Annotated in this window: 13 protein-coding genes; 12 read left to right on the top strand and 1 reads right to left on the bottom strand. The window is 45.0% G+C overall.

The window, feature by feature from the left end; all coding sequences use genetic code 11:
• The first annotated feature begins 4 nt into the window (after window positions 1-4).
• The 10 genes from NSU18_RS15960 (at window position 5) to NSU18_RS15915 (ending at window position 14,426) form a co-directional block, all read left to right on the top strand.
• Entirely contained in the window at window positions 5-7,213 is a 7,209-nt protein-coding gene (locus NSU18_RS15960; protein ID WP_341149510.1) for an N-6 DNA methylase, read from the top strand.
• Between the two features lie 68 nt (window positions 7,214-7,281).
• Window positions 7,282-7,593, top strand: a complete 312-nt coding sequence (locus NSU18_RS15955) for a DUF6664 family protein (protein WP_341014616.1) — start codon at window positions 7,282-7,284, stop codon at window positions 7,591-7,593.
• 82 nt (window positions 7,594-7,675) lie between these two features.
• Complete coding sequence (locus tag NSU18_RS15950) at window positions 7,676-8,497, top strand: Rpn family recombination-promoting nuclease/putative transposase (protein WP_341014614.1); 822 nt, start codon at window positions 7,676-7,678, stop codon at window positions 8,495-8,497.
• A 107-nt stretch (window positions 8,498-8,604) separates the two neighbouring features.
• The gene (locus tag NSU18_RS15945; RefSeq protein ID WP_341149509.1) at window positions 8,605-9,567 is read left to right on the top strand and encodes a DUF3991 and TOPRIM domain-containing protein; all 963 of its coding nucleotides are present in this window, start codon (window positions 8,605-8,607) and stop codon (window positions 9,565-9,567) included.
• A 181-nt stretch (window positions 9,568-9,748) separates the two neighbouring features.
• A complete protein-coding gene (locus tag NSU18_RS15940) occupies window positions 9,749-10,696 on the top strand; it encodes a hypothetical protein (RefSeq protein ID WP_341014612.1) in 948 nt (315 codons plus the stop codon).
• Window positions 10,697-10,804: 108 nt separating this feature from the next.
• Entirely contained in the window at window positions 10,805-11,368 is a 564-nt protein-coding gene (locus NSU18_RS15935) for a GNAT family N-acetyltransferase (protein WP_341014610.1), read from the top strand.
• Window positions 11,369-11,411: 43 nt separating this feature from the next.
• Entirely contained in the window at window positions 11,412-12,095 is a 684-nt protein-coding gene (locus NSU18_RS15930; RefSeq protein WP_341149508.1) for an RNA polymerase sigma factor, read from the top strand.
• Window positions 12,085-12,705 carry a DUF4367 domain-containing protein gene (locus tag NSU18_RS15925; RefSeq protein WP_341014608.1) on the top strand — a complete coding sequence of 207 codons (621 nt, stop codon included), beginning with the start codon at window positions 12,085-12,087 and terminating at the stop codon, window positions 12,703-12,705. Before NSU18_RS15930 ends, NSU18_RS15925 begins: the two co-directional genes overlap by 11 nt.
• 295 nt (window positions 12,706-13,000) lie before the next feature.
• Window positions 13,001-13,354: a plasmid mobilization protein gene (locus NSU18_RS15920; protein WP_341014606.1), complete on the top strand. Its 354-nt coding sequence runs from the start codon at window positions 13,001-13,003 to the stop codon at window positions 13,352-13,354.
• Window positions 13,355-13,370: 16 nt separating this feature from the next.
• Window positions 13,371-14,426, top strand: coding sequence for a relaxase/mobilization nuclease domain-containing protein (locus NSU18_RS15915; protein ID WP_341149507.1), 1,056 nt, complete (start codon window positions 13,371-13,373; stop codon window positions 14,424-14,426).
• Between the two features lie 466 nt (window positions 14,427-14,892).
• Here NSU18_RS15915 and NSU18_RS32420 read toward each other — a convergent pair whose 3' ends face one another.
• Window positions 14,893-14,967: a putative holin-like toxin gene (locus NSU18_RS32420; RefSeq protein WP_445321862.1), complete on the bottom strand. Its 75-nt coding sequence runs from the start codon at window positions 14,965-14,967 to the stop codon at window positions 14,893-14,895.
• Window positions 14,968-15,439: 472 nt separating this feature from the next.
• On the opposite strand from NSU18_RS32420, the gene NSU18_RS15910 reads away from it, so the two are divergent.
• Together NSU18_RS15910 and NSU18_RS15905 are read left to right on the top strand one after the other, a co-directional pair.
• Entirely contained in the window at window positions 15,440-16,252 is an 813-nt protein-coding gene (locus NSU18_RS15910) for a DUF6273 domain-containing protein (protein WP_341014579.1), read from the top strand.
• 63 nt (window positions 16,253-16,315) lie between these two features.
• On the top strand, window positions 16,316-20,620 hold the full coding sequence (locus NSU18_RS15905) for an S-layer homology domain-containing protein (protein WP_341149506.1): 4,305 nt from the start codon (window positions 16,316-16,318) through the stop codon (window positions 20,618-20,620).
• The last annotated feature ends 96 nt before the right edge of the window (window positions 20,621-20,716 follow it).

Genomic DNA, 20,716 nt, shown 5'->3' with positions numbered 1-20,716 from the left:
AGCATTGACTGCAAAAATGCAGCAAATGGTGGAGCTTTCTGCACAAACGGCTCGTAGCGTCACGGATGATCCTGAACAGTGGGGCGCTTTTTTGCGAACAGCAGCATGGAATTATAAGTATCCCTTTCATGACCAGCTGCTCCTGTTTGCACAGCGTCCCGATGCAACGGCCTGCGCAACTATAGAGGTGTGGAATAAGCGCTTGGATCGCTGGGTAAAGCGTGGAGCCAAAGGCATAGCATTAATTGAGGATCGGGGTAGCACGCTTGGTCTTCGCCATGTGTTTGATATTTCAGATACGCAAAGCCGCAAGGCACAGGAGATAACACTTTGGCATCTCAGGCCAGAGGACAACACTGCGATTGCCGAAACACTAAGCAATAGGCTAGACCAAGAAGGCGAATATGCCACCTTACCTGAATTACTAATCGCCACCGCAAAACAGGCGGTAGAGGACAATAGTACAGATTATGTTCAGGCGATAATGAAGGAGCTAGAGTTCAGCTTATTGGAAGAGCTGGAGCCATCGCATGTAGAGCTGTTGTTTCGCCTGAACGCACAGTATGCGGTAGGCTATATGCTACTGACACGATGTGGCTTTTCTGCCGCGGACTATATTGGCGAAGAAGAGCTAGCAGGTATTGGCTATTTTAATACCTTGCCTACCCTATCTCAATTGGGGGCTGCCATCAGCGATGTGTCAGAAATGCTGCTGCGCGAGTTGGAATCAACCATTCGAGAGCAGCGACGAGTTGAACGTGCCCCCGTACAGCAATATAAGAGCCGCAGCCTTGCAAAACTAACACCGCTCCAGCACAATAAAGCTAACAAGACAGAAGGGAAGGATGAGCATGGAACTGAGCTACACCCGTCAAGGGGACTACCAGCTTCCAAATCTGGTATTGTCGGAGGAGGTAATGGCGATTGGCAAGTATGGGATGCTGCGCAAAAGCTACCTCCAGACGCAGCAGAAGGGCTTGTACGCCAGTCTAATGTTATCGGGCAAGCTACAGGCCCATCTGACAGAGATCGAACAGACCCTGCGACAGCAGCTCGAAATCGTTATGAGCCAGCTCCTGCTGATGCAGCCAGCACCAGACAAGGCGAGCGAGCCGATGGCATGGACGGCTCACATGAACAGCCTCAAGCAACAGGCGGAGGAGCTTCTACTGCCGGAGCTGATTTACAGCTAAAATGGCATGATCGGAGTGCGGAGGACAATCGTCTTCCGTTTTTTCATGACTATAAGGCGATTAATGAGCTGCTGCGCATAGCGCCCTTGCGCGAGAGCAAGGCAGCTATTGAACTGTTTTTTGCTCAAAATGATGAGCCGCAAGCACGGCAACTGTATGTACGAAGTCTGTTTGAGCCTGAACCGTCGGAGCTTATACTAGCAAGCGGACTGCGTATCGGCTATGAGCCTTATGCGAATGTCCTGCATCTATGGACAGGATTAGCAGAAGCACGAGAAGCACAAGGCTTCTATGATTGGGGCGTCATTGCCGGACATATTCAAAGCATGCTGCTTCTACAGGAGTTTCAAGAGCAAGCGACATTACCCACCGTTGAACAACAGCTATTATGGATGGAGGAAGCAGAGGCGGAAAAGGCCTCTGCTTTTGCTTTGCCTCAAGCGGTCATAGATGCCATATTACAGCAGGGAAGCGGATTTGAGAATAGCAAGTATCGGATTGCTGCTCATTTTCAACAGCATTTATCTCCCAAGGAGCATGCCGATTTTCTAAAGCAGGAGTACGGTGAGGGTGGTCGTGCCCCTATTCTTACGGGTACGGAAATAAGGGAATGGCATAACAGGAAGGGGATTACACTTGAGCGTGGCTTCAGCGGAAAGCCTGACGACAAAATCACCTTGTCCTGGATGAAGGTACAAAAGCGTATCCGTGAATTAATTGCGTCTGGACGTTATTTGACCCAACCAGAGAAGGAACAATTCGCTCTCTATCTGCAAAGAGAACAAGGAGAAGCAGAGCTTGTTCATAATGAGGCTGTGACTAATGAAGCTGTTCAAACGAATCAAGATACAGCCAAATATGAGCGATATATATATTCTCAAGGGGATACAGTATTTGAAGATGAAACGGAGTATGAGATTGCCTTCTTCACCAAGGAATTTGTTCGACTTCGGGATGCAAATAGCCCCTATTATACAATGGATGTTTCTCATGAGCAGCTCAAGCATCTTTTGCGAATCAATCCGCTAAATTCAGATTTTTGGCGGCTTCTTGACAGAGAAGAACAAGCTCAGACCATTATCAATAAAAATAACCAAGATGATCCTTTACAGAGCATGAATAATCAAGAGAAGGACATCAGGCAAACACAAGTCCAAGCTATAAGCAACACTTCATTAGGAGACCAGGATACAAAAGGTTCTAATGCAAACCATCCCGCTCCAGGTAATTTTCGTATTCAGGATATTGAGCTTGGACATGGTAGTGCCAAAGTAAAGTTTACCTACAATATAGAAGCCATTCAGCTTTTAAAGCAGGTGGAGGAGGAAAATCGTCAGGCCACCACTGAGGAGCAAAAAATTCTTGCCCAGTATGTGGGGTGGGGAGGATTAGCGCAAGCCTTTGATGAGGGAAATACCCAGTGGAGTAGCGAGTACAATCAGTTAAAGAGCATACTGGAGCCGGAGGAATATGAGCTTGCACGTTCCTCCACACTAAATGCCTATTACACTCCCCCAACCGTTATTCAAGCGATATACAAGTGCCTGGAGAGAATGGGCTTTCGTAGCGGAAATATATTAGAGCCAGCCTGTGGAACAGGCAACTTTTTGGGTCTTGTGCCGGATTCCTTTCAGGATTCACGGCTTTTTGGCGTGGAGCTGGATAGCCTTACAGGCAGGCTAGCTAAGCAGCTTTATCCCGATGCATCCATTACCGTAAGTGGCTTTGAGCAAACGACACTGCCTGACAGCTTTTTTGACCTTGCCATTGGCAATATACCCTTTGGTGGCTATGGCGTTTCCGACAAAAAGTATGACAAGCACAAATTCTTAATCCATGATTACTTTTTTGCCAAAACGTTGGATAAGGTACGACCTGGTGGAATCATTGCCTTTGTCACCTCAAAGGGGACAATGGACAAGCAAAATCCTTCGGTTCGTAAATACATCGCAGAAAGAGCAGAGATGCTTGGTGCCGTAAGACTGCCCAATAATGCCTTCTCTAATGCAGGAACGGAAGTAACAGCAGACATCTTGTTTTTACAAAAGCGCGACCGCATGGTTACTGTCAGTGAACAAGGCGTGGAATGGCTTAGCCTTGCTGAAACGGGTGATGGTTTGCCAATCAATGCGTATTTTGCAGCGCATCCTGAAATGGTGCTTGGCACAATGGTCTTTGATGACCGGATGTATGGCAATAAGCGAGAAACAGCCTGTCTGCCCCATCCCAACATAAGCCTAAGCGAGCTTTTAGAGGAAGCCATGCTGGGCATTCATGCAGAGTGGCAGGAATTAGAGCGCGAAGAACTTCCGGATGAACAAGACTTCTCTTTACCTGCTGCTCCAAATGTTCGCAACTTTAGCTACACACTGGTGGATGGGTGCGTTTATTATCGGGAAAACAGCCGTATGCACCGAGTGGATACCTCAATTACCGCTACCGGACGTATTAAGGGGCTACTGGCTTTACGGGAAACGGTGCGCACACTGATGGACTATCAGATAGAGGATTACAGTGAGTCGGCCATCCGTGAGCAGCAGCAAAGGCTGGGGAAGCAGTACGACCAGTTCACCAAGCAATATGGCTTGATTAATAGTCGAGCCAACAGCCTTGCTTTCTCCGATGATAGCGCCTATTTTTTGCTTTGCTCACTGGAGATATTGGATGAGGAGGGACGACTGCTTCGCAAGGCGGACATGTTCAACAAGCGAACGATTAAGCAACAGTCTGTCGTAGAGCGTGTAGATACAGCGGCAGAAGCACTTTCCATATCTATTGGGGAAAAGGCATGTGTTGATTTGCTCTTTATGGAGAATTTAACAGGCTTCACAAGAGAACGGCTGGTACAGAAGCTGCAAGGCATCATATTTGCCAATCCAGAACGAACGGATGTCGAAGGAAATCCGATATATGAAACGGCTGATGCTTATCTTTCCGGTCATGTGCGGGATAAGCTGCGAATTGCCAAGCAGTTTGCCACGTATGATGAGGCAAGGTATGGCGAAAATGTCAGGGCGCTTGAAGTGGTGCAGCCGAAGGATTTGGATGCCTCTGAAATTGATGTGCGGTTGGGTGCAACTTGGCTGCCAGCGGAGGATATCCGCAGCTTTATGTTTGAGCTGCTGGATACGCCCTATATGTTCCAGCAATCCATTCAGGTGCTTTTTTCTGAGTATACAGCGGCCTGGAATTTACGCGGCAAGAATGAGGACCACAGCAATAATATTAAGGCCAATATGACGTATGGTACAAGCCGAATGAGTGCGTACAAAATAATGGAGGATACACTAAACCTGCGGGATGTACGCATCTTTGATACGGTGGTTGAGGACGGGGTAGAAAAGCGAGTGCTAAACAGGCAGGAAACGGCAATCGCTCAGCAAAAGCAGGAGCAAATAAAGGAGGCCTTTCAGGAGTGGATATGGAAGGAGCCTCAACGAAGGGAACGATTAACACAGCTTTACAATGAGCGATTTAATGCGATTAGGCCGCGCGAATATGATGGCAGTCATATTCGCTTTAAGGGTATGAATCCGGAAATTGGACTGAGACAGCACCAGATTAATGCAGTTGCTCGTGCCTTATATGGGGGAAATGCGTTGTTTGCACATTGTGTGGGCGCGGGGAAGACCTTTGCAATGACTGCTGCGGCGATGGAAAGTAAGCATTTGGGATTATGTAACAAAAGTATGTTTGTTGTTCCCAATCACTTAATCGAGCAGTGGGCAGCAGAGTTTTTGCAGCTCTATCCCGCAGCTAATGTTTTAGTAACGACGAGGAAGGATTTTGAAACTAAAAATCGCAAGCGTTTTTGCGCTCGAATTGCTACAGGGGATTATGATGCAATTATTATAGGTCACTCACAGTTTGAAAGGATTCCGATTTCAACAGAACGGCAGCGTCAGCAATTGCATGATCAAATTGTTGAAATTACGAGTGGTATTCGGGAGTTGAAGGAAGCTAAAAGTGAGCGCTATGCGATTAAGCAGCTAGAGAAGACCAAAAAAACGCTTCAGGTCAAGCTGGAGAAGCTGAATGATACGAGCCGCAAGGATGATGTTGTTACCTTTGAGGAGCTTGGCGTGGATCGGCTGTTCGTGGATGAGGCTGATTCCTACAAGAACCTGTTTTTGTATACCAAAATGCGTAATGTAGCGGGTTTATCCCAAACAGAGGCTCAGAAGTCCTCCGATATGTTTGCGAAGTGCCGTTATTTGAATGAGCTGACAGAGGGGCGCGGGGTTGTTTTTGCAACAGGCACCCCCATCTCCAACTCCATTACTGAAATGTATACGATGCAGCGCTACCTCCAATATGAACGGCTACAAAAGCAGGGATTGCAGCATTTTGATTCCTGGGCGTCCACATTTGGTGAGACAGTTACCGCTATTGAGCTTGCGCCGGAAGGAACAGGGTATAGAGCGAAAACAAGGTTTGCTCGCTTTTACAATTTGCCCGAGCTAATGAATATGTTTAAGGAAGTTGCGGACATTCAAACAGCAGACATGCTCCAGCTTCCTGTGCCAAAGGCATATTTTCATAATGTTGCTGTACCACCGAGTGAATTTCAAAAGAACATGGTAGCAGAGCTATCAGAGCGTGCAGAAAAGGTTCGTGCTAAGGTGATCGAGCCTCACGAAGACAACATGCTCAAGATTACAAATGATGGACGCAAGCTGGCTTTAGACCAGCGATTGGCTAATCCAATACTTCCTGATGATGAGAGCAGCAAGGTGAGCGCTTGTGCAAGCAATGTCTATCAGCATTGGTTAGACGGATCGAAGGAACAACTCACACAGCTTGTATTTTGCGACCTGTCTACCCCCAAAACGGATGGTACATTCAATGTGTATGATGAGTTAAAGCGAAAGCTAATAGAAAAAGGTGTGCCGGCAGAGGAAATTGCCTATATTCATCAAGCCAATACAGATGTACAAAAGAAGGAGTTATTTGCTAAAGTGCGGGTCGGGCAGGTGCGGATTTTGCTTGGTTCAACCGCCAAGCTTGGCGCGGGTACCAATGTGCAGACAAAATTGATTGCACTTCATGACCTGGATTGTCCGTGGCGTCCAAGAGATCTGGAGCAGCGTAGTGGACGAATTATTCGGCAAGGTAATCAGAACGACGAGGTTCATATTTTTCGCTACGTCACCGAGAATACGTTTGATGCTTATATGTATCAGACGCTAGAGAACAAGCAGCGCTTTATCTCCCAAATTATGACCAGTAAGTCCCCTGTACGCTCTGCGGAGGATATTGATGAAACAGCGTTGTCCTATGCTGAGGTAAAGGCGCTGGCGACAGGCAACCCGTACATTAAGGAAAAGATGGATTTAGATATTCAGGTATCCAAGCTAAAGCTGCTAAAGGCCAATCATTTAAGCCAGCGATATGCACTGGAGGATAGGCTTCTCAAAATACTGCCTGTGCAAATTAAGTCCACAGAAGAGAGAATTGCGGGCTTGGAGAAGGACGTAGCCTTGTTCAAACTGGCTATTCAAAAATATGGGGATGACTCAGTCTTTCCTGGTATAGTTATTGAAGGAATTAGCTATATGGAAAGGGTGAAAGCAGGCGTAGCCTTGCTAGAGGCATGCAAGAAAATGACATCGCCAGATCCACAGGAGATTGGCAATTATTTGGACTTCAGCTTATGGCTGTCCTTTGACAGCTTTCAAAAGGAATATAAGGCAACGCTTCGCGGCACGCTTGGTCATACTGTTTCATTGGGATCAGACGGTGGGGGCAACATGACACGCTTAAACAATGTGTTGTCCGACCTGCCAAGCAAGCTGCAATATGCTAGACAACAACTAACAACACTGTACCAGCAGGTGGATACCGCCAAGGAGCAGGTGGTTATGCCATTTGAAAAAGAGCAGGAGCTACAGGAGAAAGCTAAGCGACTTGCCGAGTTAAACATCTTATTGAATATGGACAAACGAGAAAATGAAGGAGTAGATACTGTTCCCGATGAGCAGCAGGAGTCAACTCGCAGGCCCCCTCATAGGGAGAGATAATTCGTTTGACACATTCGATCTCCTAGCCTGGCTTTTGTATAGTGGAGACAGGGAGGGGTGTGTATGCATTGGAGCTATGGACAGAGCTATTAAAAATGGGCTTTAGTGAAATAGAAAATGAAGTGGTCAGTCGGCTGCGTGCAAGTGAATTGGCATACCGACAGCTAGGGGAGCAGCGTTCGCTTCTGTTACAGCAGCATCCGTTGATCCAAAACGTATCGGAGGGCAATCGGACCTTGTTTCCAAATCAAGAGGACTTTGAAGCTTGGTTATTAAGTAAAGCGCTTGGGGATGAGCTTGATCAGATGGAGCGAGCAGCCATTTACATGCAGGGTCATGCCGACTGTTATTCCTACTTTAAAAAAATAGGTGTGCTCTAATCGAACCAGCCAAGGTGAGTATATTCAACTATAAAGGATACAATGGTATAATGAAGATAGTTAGGAATGGAGTGAGAGGCCCATGCTGGAATTGCTTGATCCGCGTGTAGATGTTATTTTTAAACGAATCTTCGGCAGCGAGCATAACAAGGATGTGCTGCTGGCCTTTTTGAACAGCACCTTCCGCGAGGCGGGTGAACCACCACTGACTGAAATTGTGCTGCTTAATCCGTACACCGAGCCAGACAGTCCAAATGACAAGCAGTCCATTATGGACATTAAGGCAAAGACAGCCAAGGGTGAGCTTTTGAATATCGAAATGCAATTATTTAACCCGTATCATATGGAAAAACGAACGCTGTTTTATTGGTCAGAAATGTACTATCATCAGATACCTAAGGGTGGAAATTACAATACATTAAAGAAATGTGTAACCATAAATATACTGAATTACTCCTGTCTGCCTAACGACCGTTATCATAACGTATTTCATTTGCGAGAGGATCGCACCGGAATTCAATTGGTGGATGACATTGAAATTCACATCATGGAGTTGACCAAGCTGAGCGAGCATTCGGCAGAGCTTGGAGAAGGCGGACTGGTGAACTGGCTGTTGTTTTTAAAGGGAGTCGATAAATCCAATTGGGAGGTGCTAACGATGAAGGAGCCAATGCTGAAAAAAGCAATGGATACACTGGAGTTTCTGAGCCAGGATACCGCCGCACGCCTGGCTTATGATGCCCGAATGAAGGCACTAAGCGATGAGCATTCCCGAATCGAAGGGGCCAAGACTGAAACCAGCAAAGAAATTGCGATTCGACTTTTGGACAGAGGTGTGGATTTGCAAACCATTTCGGAGGCAACTGGCTTAACGGTTGAAGAGATAAAGGAATTGAGGCAGTAACTCAAAGCGTAGTGCTTACCATACAATTTATAATGCAAATTCATGGCAGCCGCAGGGCTGTCTTTCTTTTTTCCAAAATTACGTTTAAGGGATTGGGGGGAGCTGCCTTGAGCTACGTAAGTAAAGAGCAAATTGAACAGGCGAAGCAGCTTGATTTGCTGACATATTTACAAGTGTACGAGCCTTACGAACTGGTTCGATGCTCTCGCAACGTGTACTGCACTCGAACCCACGACAGTCTAAAAATCTCCAATGGGAAATGGTTCTGGTGGTCTCGGGGAATCGGAGGTCGTTCTGCATTAGACTACCTCATTAAAGTCAAGGGATTAACCTTTCTAGAAGCTGTGCTTGAACTAACAGGGCAGGCTTCAATAGAAAGACCGCATAGGGATGTTCAGCATGATATCTTAACTTCTTCTAGTAAGGAATTTAAGCTTCCGGAGCGAAGTGGCAGCAATCAGCGTGTCATTACTTATTTAAAAAAACGAGGGATTGAACAAAGTATCATTGAATTTTGTATTGTATCCGGGCGACTGTATGAAAGCCATCCTTACCATAATGCTGTTTTTGTTGGCTTTGATCTGCAAGATGTTCCCCGCTATGCGGCTATCCGTGGCACAAGTAAAACAAAATATATGGGCGAGGTAGGGGGTAGCGATAAGCGCTACTCCTTTTCTATTGCGGCAAAAGATGACGGGGAAAATCTTCATTTGTTTGAGAGTGCAATTGATTTGCTATCGTACTGCACGCTAGCAAAGCTGAAAGGCTCGGATTGGAGGCAGATGCATTTGCTTTCATTGGGTGGTATCTACAAGCCATCAGTGGGCAAGGAACAGGTGGATGCTCCAGCAGCCTTAACCCAGTATTTAAATGCTCGCCCTGAAATTAGACGACTGGTGCTGCATTTAGATAATGATGAGGCAGGGAGAATGGCAACGGCAACTATTCAAGTGTTGTTATCCTCTCAGCTTATTGTTATGGATGAATCACCTACAACTGGAAAGGATGTAAATGAGGAATTACTCTGTTTTCGTAGTCAACAGCTAAGGAAGGTTCATAATCAGCGATAACTACAAAACAACAACTTAATAGTGGATTAAGTTAATGGAAAAGTGAAGCAAGGATACTCAGAAAAACTGAATTAAATAATTTTCACTCCATTGCAACATAATCCCCTTTTCATTTGTGTATATGGCAGAACCACAAAAAAATGTGGAAAAATAAAACCAAACACGAGAGGGAGTTATAGAAATGAAAAAAATGGTAGCTATTGCACTTAGCGGTATGATGTTGATGTCCTTCACAGCCTGCTCCAATATGGAGCCAGCAAAAAACAAATCTCAAGCTCAAGAAAGCAAGCAAGTGATTGGTGGAGATGTCGAAATTCCAAGTCCTTTTCATGAGTTTAAAACTTTAACAGAAGCTGAGACATTTGCTGGTCTTACTATCACATTGCCTACCAGTTTACCTGCCGGTTATACACAAAAGCTGATAGAGGCTGTTGAAAAAAATATGATTCAGATTATTTATCAATCTGACAATGGCGACATGACGATTCGTAAGGCAAAAGGCAGTGAGGATATTAGTGGCGATTACAACAAATATACAGAAGCAAAAGAAATCACCATTGGGAAACTAAAGGTGAAAACAAAAGGTGAGAACGGTAAAATACACAATGCAACCTGGACTGAAGGGAATTATACGTATGCTATTACTGATAGCACCGGACTTGACAGTGCGACGTTAAGCGATATGATTAACAGCATGAATAGTACAGGAGGCATTGGTGGAGATGTCGAAATTCCAAGTCCTTTTCATAAATTCAATACTCTTGCAAAGGCAGAAGCATTCGCTGATCTAACCCTGACACTGCCTGATAAAATGCCTGCAGGCTATACGCAGGAACTGATAGAGGCTGTTGAAAAGGACATGATTCAGGTTATTTATCAAACTGCTAATGAACAACTAACGATTCGCAAAGCAAAAGGCAACGAAGATATTAGTGGTGACTATAATGAATACAGCGAAAGCAAATCGCTGACGGTTGGTGATAAGAAGGTAGCAACCAAGGGGAATAACGGAAATATTCAAGTGGCGACATGGACAGAAGGGGAGTACAGCTATTCCATTACAGCTAGTAGTGGTGGAGTTGCCCTCGATGCTGCTGCTATCAGTACGATGATTGAAGCGATTCGTTAATTAAACAAAAGATATAAGAGGATGGCGGCGCTGTTTACTACAGAACCGTCATCCTCAATATAGAAGTATATTTGTAGGAAATAGCAAGAAAGAGAAAGGATTCCATTCATGGTGGCATTAAGCACGTTACTCCCAGAAGATAACCAGCTTTCTATATTTTTAGTTAACAAACTGTATATAAACAGCTTTCCTAAGAAGGAACGAATCCCGTTTAAACTACTGCTAAAGCTTTGTGATGAGAATAAGATGGAGCTGCTGCTCGTCACGGATCGTGATTTGTTTGTAGGGTTTCTCTTTGTTGTTCACTATAAAGAACTGGTTTTTATTCTTTATTTTGCAATTGATGAAATTTTCCGTGGAAATGGCTATGGGAGTAAAGTGCTTCAATTAATGAATGAACGATATTCAGATAAGCGTATCATATTAAACGTTGAATCTACACAAGTAATGGCTGCAAATCAAGCTGAGAGAGAAAGAAGGAAAAAATTTTACGTGCGACATGGTTACAAGGAAGCTTCGCTTTCAAGTATTGAAAGAGGAGATACCTATGAGATGTTGATTTTTGGCGGTGAAATAGAAAAAGAAGAATATATTGAATTACTGAAATACACTATGGGGAAATTGCTTTTTTGGTTACTGGCTCCTAAGGTTATTGATGAGGTAAGACAGTGAGGCTAATGAAAATCGAATCTCTCTATGAGAGTTGTACTATAAAATGGGGATGAAGAAACTGTCAATTACAACAGAAATTGAGGAAGGTGATGAAATGATTGATGTGTACAGGGGCTACAGTCTGCTTCGGGAAATGTTGATGCTTTTAAAAAGAGGTATCGACTCTCTATTCTACTATTTGCTTTCTACGATATCCATGAGTAGTGATAGCAAGATAATCCCTATGCAGGGGGAATTACAGTCTGTACAGGTAAATGAGCAAGCGAAGCAACTCATGTCCCTCTACGGGAGTAGTGTACTTCGTATAGCATACTCCTATTTGCATAATATGAGCGATGCAGAGGACGTTTTGCAGGATACATTGATTCAATATATTAGAACACAGCCTCACCTTAAATCCACGGAGCATGAAAAGGCATGGTTTTTGCGGGTTGCCATGAACATTAGCAAAAATAAGATTAAATACAATAAAATCCGAAGGACGGACGATTTGAATGAAGGTTTAGTAGCAAGTGAAGCAGAGGATCTTGCTTTTGTGTGGGAGGCAGTAAAGCAGCTCCCCACTACTTATCGTGAAGTGGTGCATCTCTATTATCACGAGGGTTATTCTACAGCTCAAATTGCTTCGGTATTATCCAAAAGAGAGGCAACGGTGCGCTCCTTGCTGCTACGTGCTAGATCCAAACTAAAGCTTGTACTGAAGGAGGTGTATGATTTTGGAGAATAAGTACAATGAAGTGATGGAAAAGATTGAAGTTACTGCAGAAATGCAGACACGCATTCTGAACCATCTTCAGCAGCTTGATTGGGAACAGAAGCCAAAGAAGGTCATACACTTTCCGAATTACAAAAGGTATATGACTATAGCTGCTTGCTTTCTGTTTTTGCTCGTAGGTTCAGTGGTGATTCACAACGTAATGCAAACAACCAATGAACCACCAGTTTTGGTGACACCCGATATTGTTGAAGTTCAATCGATCGAGCAGCTATCCAAGGGTGTCGGTTTTACCATGAAGGAAATCACCGATCCTTTATTTAGTGTTAAGCAAGTCAAATATACATCCTATTGGAATGATCTTGGGGAAATTATCTATAGTGGTGAACAACAACAACTTGTGTTCAGGATGTCCTCACGTAATGAGGATGTGAGTGGAGATTACGCAGAGAATACTAGCAAGAAGGACATCACTATTAATAGAAGCCATGTAACGCTGAAAGGAAACGATAATCATTATGTACTTGCGATCTGGCAAAGTGACGGCTTCTCCTATTCTGTTCAATTTACCGAACCTGTATCTGAACAGGAAATGATAAGAACTGTTGAGAGTGTAAGGTGAAAATATTATGCAGGTGATTAGGGATTTGTAAAGAGACTTAAAAATATGGAAGGCGCCGGTACTGATTGAATCGGCGTCTTTTTGCTGTAGATGATTTTTTTCGGCAGGTATGTTTTAGGACAACACGAGACAACTGTCTCGTGTTGTAGCAAGCACTGAATTTGGTTGCCCAAATTCGCTTGTTAGGGGCATAGCCCCTAATACCCCTACAGAATGACAATGTTTTTTGCATATTTGCTTTCATTATAGAAGCATTGGTTTTAAGACATATTATTAAAAAAAGGAGGGCGCATTGTTGAGAAAACGAGACATCCGAGTTGTAATTCGGCTCAATGAAAAGGAGAATAAACGTTTGCTTTCGCAGGTTCAAAGCTCTGGTCTTTCCAGAGAAGCATTTATTCGTTTATTGATTCAAGGATATTCTCCTAAAGAGTTGCCTCCTCCAGACTACTATGCCATGACAAGAGAGCTTCATGCTATTGGGAACAACTTAAACCAGCTTGCAGCCAAGGCTAATGCAACTGGACATTTGGATACATTTGTTTTTCAACAGGAGGCCGACCGACTTCGGAAATCAGTCCAGCATATTCAACAGGCAGTAACCGCTCCAGAAAAACGGGCAAGCTTAAACTCAACACCTTCACCATAAGTAAGGAGGTGTGTCATTGGCTACAACAGCCATTTGGGATGTGACAGATCGGCTAAAGCGAGTCATTGACTACGTTGCTAATCCTGAAAAAACATATTTATCTCAAGCAATAGAAAGCGGCCTAGAGCAAGCCTTGAATTACGTACAAGACAGCAGCAAAACGGAAAAGCAGCTATATGTGAGTGGCATCAATTGTGATCCGCTTACTGCATATGAGCAGATGCAACGAACAAAAAGACAATTCCAAAAGACGGAGGGCATTCTGGCCTTTCACGGCTATCAATCCTTTGCACCCGGTGAAGCAACACCGGAAATTGCCCATGCTATCGGAATGAAGCTGGCGCAGGAGCTATGGGGAGAGCGCTTTGAGGTGGTGGTATCGACCCATCTGGACAAGCAGCATTTACACAATCACTTTGTGCTAAATGCTGTTTCTTTTTTTGATGGCAAGCGCTACTACGATAACAAGGCCTCCTATGCACTGCTCCGTCAAACCTCGGATCGGCTTTGCAGAGAGCATGCATTGTCAGTTATTACACAGCCCGAACACGGAAGGGCTACACATTATGGAGAATGGAGAGCAGAGCGTGAAAAGCGTCCAACCTGGCGAGGACTCATTCGTGAGGATGTGGATCAGGCGCTGACTGCCGCGATGACTATGACACAGTTTTTTTCGCAATTACAAAAGAAGGGATACGAGGTAAAGACAACGGCAAAGCTTTGGGCAATCCGTCCTCCAAGTAAGCAGCGCTTTGTTCGTTTGCGTAGTCTTGGAGAATCGTACAGCGAAGAGGCACTCAAGCAGCGTATTCTCCAAAACAAAGCTCCCAAGCAAGCAATGCCAGCTCTACCACCACGAAAACGAAAGGGTATCCTGTACGGGAAAGTGGCCGGCAGTCGCAAGCTTCAAGGCTTACAGGGCTTATATGTAAAGTACCTGTATCAAATGGGCATTATTCCCTCCAATCGTAAGACAGCTAAAAGACCAACCTTTCGTTTGCGTGAGGATGTGCGAAGGATGTCGCTGCTGACTGCACAAGCCATATCGAATCAGTCGCTTTACTGGAGCTGAAATAGTACAGTGGTGGGGAGCCTTGTGTATCAAGGGCTTTTTCTATGATACAGCTGCGTGGAAGTTAGTGGGACAGGGAGTTTGATTGTTCGTTGGTGCAAATGTGGTGCGAAAAATTAAGATAATCGCCAGTAACTGGTGATAATTCGACATAAAAGAAAGCAAGAAGGCGCTCGGGAATTACTCCTGTAGCGTCTTTATTTTTGCGCTTTTCCCAAGCCTGGTCCGCTGACTGGAGCGCATGGCCGTAGATGTTCATGGTTATGTAGTAATGTAGTGTAGTAATTGTACGTTACTACATTATTACTTTATTATTTATTTGTGGTATAGTAAAGGCAGAACAAGCGTACAATGCAAAGAGAGCCGTGCGCCAACACGACTCCCTGTGCAATATCCGCTTTTAAGGGCGGGCCTCAACAAACAGGACACGACAGATAGACCGCATGCCTTTGCGAGAGGGGGCGGTCTATTTGCGTTTACTGGACAGCAGCGCTACGATAAGCGAACCAAAGGTTAGCATAAGCATCATTGCTTCAAACACTGTCACAAGGCATCCCTCCCTTCTGAGAGAGGTAGCCGACCGACCCTTTAAGCCTATTCTATTGCTCAATCAGTATATCATAAATGGCTGAGAGGATAAGAGAAAAATTCCAATTACCAAAGCACACACCGCACATAAAAGCCTTTATTCTACGCAGTTTCCCACCACTACAACAGAAGCCCCAATAACGGGATGGTTGCCCGCATACGGTGCATGTGGAGTCGGTCGGCAAAAATAGACAGAAGACACCCGAAAACTTGAAACGCGCCCACTGTCAAGTAGACAGAAAATAAAAAGCAATATATAAGCAACCTGAGTCCGGTATTCATACGGACTCAGGTTTTTTTAATTCCGTTGAGGCCGCTTTTTCCCTACACACTTTTGTAACAAGAATCTGGAAATAAGAGCAAAGACAAATTGGGATTAATTTGATAGGATGGGACGATAAACTCTTAATTAGGAGAATTTAACCATGATAACCAACAAAAAAGTTTGGTTTTTTTTGAGCCTGTGCCTTCTTTGCGTGGCTGTATTTAAAGGCCGTGATGCCCTTTCTGCCTTGGAGGCAGGTGCATTTCTGTTCTCAGCAGATAAGAAAGAGCAGCTCCTAGATTTAGCTTACGATCGTAATCCGAAGAAAGGCTACACGGTGTATCTCAAAGAAGGCAGCGAGTATGTGCCCTACCTTGTGGTTTCATCGAACTATGGCGGTAATGTGCTGCTATTAAGAAGAGAACTGCTAGAAACGATGATGCCGTTCAACAAGAATGAGAGGCATATGTGGGCCCGGAGTCAATACGGAGCTTATTACGAGAATAGTTCCATAGATCAGTACTTGAATGGCGAATTTATCAGCAGATTCAGTCAGGCAACACAAGAGGCTATGGTTAGTAGCGATATTACTATTACGGACAAAGCCAGTATAGGGGTTACGGGTGAGAGTACGATTGAAATTTCGCGTAAAGTATTCTTGTTGTCGTTGAAAGAATTGAATGGTGCGGACTCCAGGGCGAGTGTTGCCGAAGGCAAGACGCTAAAGTTCTTTGACGACGATTATAAGAGAAGAGTAGCGTATTTACCCAATCAGGAAGCGAATCCATACTGGACACGCACTCCTGAAACTTGGGAGACCTCCATCGTTTTTACCATAGGCCCCAAGGCAACAGGTGCAGGAGGTGCGGATATACACAGTGGGGTCCGCCCGGCTTTTTGTTTGGAAGGATCTACTGTGTATAAGCAGCGTTCTGACATAATAAGCGGGCAGACGGTTTTTGTTATTGAATGATGCTCGTAGAGAAGGTACCGCTTATAAGCGTTATCATATAAAGAAGAATTGAGGATGATTAGGTTGTTCAAACGTTTATTGATTATTTTACTTGCAGTCTGCCTTATAACGGGAGGGGCTTCATTCCCTCTACTAAATGCAGCGGTTTATGCAGAAGAGTTACCGGATAACATGTCTGGTATGATGCAGGCCATTTCCTCTGGTGAGGATCTTACAGAAGGTCAAACAGTGGCCAGTGAGGTTTATTTGCCTATTCATCCGCCGCAAGTCCATATGACGGCTGCCAAGCCGCCGCAGTCCAATCAGAGGCTCCAAGCAGCAAAAGCATTACCATTGCCCACGAACGAAGTGCTTCGTTATTCTGTTCTCGTGCTGGATACATCAGCTTCTTCTAGTTTCGTAGATTCGAAAGGCCGTGTTTTTTACACTGCCGATACAGCTATAGATTATGTTAAGACATCTGCGAAGAAATTTATTGAAGCCACGCAAGTTGCAGATGGAACGAATTACGTAGCCATCGTTTCTTATAAAGGCTCCCAAGCTTCCGTTGTTTCTCCATTTTCAACTGATGTGAAGGCATTAGGGACGGCTATTGATAGTATCTATGCATCAAGCAATAACCGGAATGTTGCAGCCGGACTTCAAGCTGCGGATAAGCTAATCAGTGAAATATCTGAACCTTCTGCAGTGAAAAATGTTGTTCTTGTTACCACCGGGATGACCAATGATGGAAAGTCTAATTATAATGGTCACTACGATGAAAGTACGGTTGGCAGCAAATGGCGGCGCATGGATACGGAAATCCGATTATATGCGTATGCGAACGTAGCGTATGAAGCGGCGGAAGCCCTTAAACAAAAGGCAACCCTGAACACCATTGGGCTTTTTCAGACCTTTGAGGGCATGCCGGAAGAAGGAAAGGAAGTCGCGCAGTTCTTCAAGCTGAGTGCCCTGGACTGGGCGACATCACCACAGCACTTTTATGATGTGAAGGACCCAAATGACTTAGAGTTTGTGTTCGGTGAAGTGGCTAACAGCATTGTCAAGAAAACCGGTACATTTAAGTATCTGGGGGATGGCCGGGACTACAGCGCGACCTATTATTACGAGGACTCCTACTTCTACAATAGCGCATATCTGTACAATGAACATCTCGCTACAATGTCTCTCAATCTTGAACTCTCGGCTTGGGCGAGTGCAGATGCGGGTGACTCCTATGAGAATAAAAGTAACAACGCTTATAACCTTTTAACCGACATAGGGTTTACTGACTTCGAATCGAATGACTGGTTCAAGGCAAAGCCGACCAAAGACTCTATCGGTGCAGTTGCAGCCCGCAAGAAAATTACGGAAGACGGTAAAGATTATACTCTTGTCGCTTTAGCTGTTCGCGGAGGCGGATATGAAAGCGAGTGGGCAAGTAACTTTACTATCGGTGAGAGTGGTCAACATCAAGGCTTCAGTGAGGCCCGCGACCAAGTACTCACCTTTTTACAAGAATACATAAGTGACAAAGAGATCCAAGGCGACATTAAATTGTGGATTACGGGATTTAGCCGTGGTGCGGCAACAGCAAATATGGTCGCAGGTAAAATTGATGAGGGTGGGGTATCCTTCCCTGGAACAACACTTGCACTCCACGACATGTATGCCTACACGTTCGAAACGCCGGCAGGGGCACAGTTATCCGACATGAAGAGTGATGTGTACGGTAACATATTTAATATTATTAATCCTAGTGATTTAGTACCGAAGGTAGCTCCTGCAGTGTGGTCCTTTACCCGCTATGGTATTGACAAGTGGCTTCCAAGTGCCGAGACAGATTCGGAGAACAGCTACAGCGAAAGTTTATCGAGAATGCTTGCGCGTTACAATGCCTTGGAAGAAGCTGCACCGTATGTCGTAGATGACTTTTTGATGAAGAGGATTCATATTGACGGGTGGAAAATACTTCCCGGCGGCGATCCGTTTATTAGTATCATTGATGATACGAAAAACGCCCAGTCCCAGAATGCCTTCCTGAATGCTTATATCACAATGCTGACTAAGGATTTCCTGAAGAGCCGGTCGAACTTCGTGGGTAAGTTCCAAAACGGAATCAGGGATATATGCGGCCTGTTCTTTGGAGCTAGTTCATCGCAAAGTGAGAAGTTAATTGCTGCAGCAACGGAGAAATTCTCCAGTAAATGGGGTTGGCTGGCCTATGAGATGCTTAAGCCCAATCTAAATCCTTGGGGAAGCAATGAAAAGGATGCCTATGAAAAGGTCGCCCAGTATCTGAAAGAAAGTCTGGACGAGGCTGGAATTACAGCTTACTCACAGACTGAATTCGATAATGCAGTAGTTACTCTGCTAGACCTGGTTGCAGCTGTTCTGACTAACCATCCGAACCTGGCAACGACAATGGTTAAGAACATCGGTGGTATCGGGCAAGCCCATCATCCGGAGCTGGCGCTTGCGTGGATGCAATCTATGGATTCTTACTATACACCTGGCGGTGCGGTAGGATTCTCAAGCGGCAAGTACAGAATTGTGCGGATCAACTGTCCGGTTGATGTACAGGTGTTCAACGATGACAACCAGTTGGTTGCCTCGATTATTGACGATGTGCCTCAAGAAGTAAGCACGATTATATCTGCACTTAATGAGGATGGGGAGAAATTAGTCTTCCTGCCTGCATCGGAAAAGTATACGGTTGTAATTACGGCAACTGGTGATGATCGAATGACTTATTCTATCAATGAATACAGTCCTGAAGCGGGTGAAGTGAACAGGCTCATTAACTACAACGATGTGCCGATTGTAACCGGGCAAGAGCTGTCTGGCGTAGTGCCGGCGTACAATCCTTCTTCCTTAAACAACATAACTGAGGAAGCATCGGATACGGTATATCGCTTGGAAACAAAAGGAACTGAGATTACCTCAAGTGCTGACTTATCCGGTAAAGAGGCTACTTCTGCCTATTTCACAATCAATGCTTCAGCGAATGATGAAACGCTTGGGTTGGTGCAGGGTTCTGGTACGAGACAGCTGGGAACATTTGCCCAGGTTGAAGCAACTGCGTATGCCGATAGTGAGTTCCTGGGTTGGTATAAGGATGATAAGGTGCTCGTATCTAAAGAGGCGGCGTATAGATTCCGAGTGGATAGTGATTCCAATATAACCGCCAGATTTGTAAGTACAGTCTCAAATGATGCTAATCTGGCTATGCTCTCGCTTGGTAAGGATATCGCTTTTACACCGGCGTTCAGTCCGGAGCATACGAGTTATACTGCAAGTGTGGGTAATGGCATTTCAAGCGTAACAGTAACTGCGGCCTCCAGTGATCCGGACGCTACCATTAGCGGAATAGGCTTGAAATCTCTGAGTGTTGGGGAGAATACGATAAACGTAGCCGTTACTGCTAAGGATAACAAGTCGAAGAAGACATACACGATAACAGTAACAAGAGCAGAAGCATCTGGAGGAGGAGGGGGAGGATATAATCCGCCTGCACCGCAGCTATCCATGAGTATGGAATCCACTTCGCTGTCGCTTCAGGATGCTAAAGATACAATCAAGCTGGGTGAGATTTATTCGTTTACACCCGTTCTGAATTCAGGCCCGAGCAAGCTATCGAAAGCGCTGAAATTAACGGTTGATGGTGCCGCCGTCCCTGATGCAAAATCTGGTGAAGTGTACACATTATCTAATTTGGCTGCAGGCACGCACACGATAGTTATATCTTATCCGGGTGAAGGTAACTACAATGCCACAAGCCTTACTAAGAGTGTAATTGTAGTACAAGGAGACTCCCTTATTAAGTCGGAAGAACCTGCATTTGTAAATGTATTCACGGATGTTGCTGAGGGGGCATGGTACTATGAACACATTATGTGGGCCGTTAAGAATGGAATCGTAAGCGGTGCAGGGAACGGAAAATATGCTGCAGCTAAGCCAGTTACAAGAGCTGAATTTGTAGCAATGCTAGCACGATACTATAAAGCTGATGTGGAGAGCTATGGCGAGGTTTCGTTCACGGACGTGTCTGAAAGTGCTTGGTACAGCAAATATATCGGCTGGGCAGCGGCGAACGGAATAGTTACTGGTTATGGCAACGGCAGATTTGGGGCTAATGATAACCTGTCGCGCGAGCAAGTGGCTGTTATTCTGTATAACATTCATGCAAAGCCGCCGGTTACAGGGTTATCCCTTGCATATACCGATAAGAAAGAAATTTCCGCTTGGGCGGTGGATGCGGTGGCATACTGGTCCAATGCCGGTGTGCTCAAAGGCAAAGAAAATCAATTATTTGACCCGAAGGGTTCCATTACACGCGCAGAGAGCGCAACGGTTCTGCACGAACTGGAAAATCACCATCATCAGTAACCCCGAACATGGGGGTTGAACCTTGACAAGCGCTCGGATTGAATGCTCAGAGTGATAAACAGAACACGACAAATAGACCGCAAACCTTTGGTGGGA

The organism is Paenibacillus sp. FSL H8-0048 (genome assembly GCF_038002825.1).
Lineage (GTDB): Bacteria > Bacillota > Bacilli > Paenibacillales > Paenibacillaceae > Paenibacillus_AQ.
This window is presented reverse-complemented; position numbering and strand designations above follow the sequence as displayed.

What these genes read in the sequence shown, in the direction of transcription:
- NSU18_RS15910 (WP_341014579.1), top strand. Translation starts at nt 15,440, where the DNA reads ATGATAACCAACAAAAAAGTTTGGTTTTTTTTGAGCCTGTGCCTTCTT.
- NSU18_RS15950 (WP_341014614.1), top strand. Translation starts at nt 7,676, where the DNA reads ATGCTGGAATTGCTTGATCCGCGTGTAGATGTTATTTTTAAACGAATC.
- NSU18_RS15940 (WP_341014612.1), top strand. Translation starts at nt 9,749, where the DNA reads ATGAAAAAAATGGTAGCTATTGCACTTAGCGGTATGATGTTGATGTCC.
- NSU18_RS15935 (WP_341014610.1), top strand. Translation starts at nt 10,805, where the DNA reads ATGGTGGCATTAAGCACGTTACTCCCAGAAGATAACCAGCTTTCTATA.
- NSU18_RS15930 (WP_341149508.1), top strand. Translation starts at nt 11,412, where the DNA reads ATGGGGATGAAGAAACTGTCAATTACAACAGAAATTGAGGAAGGTGAT.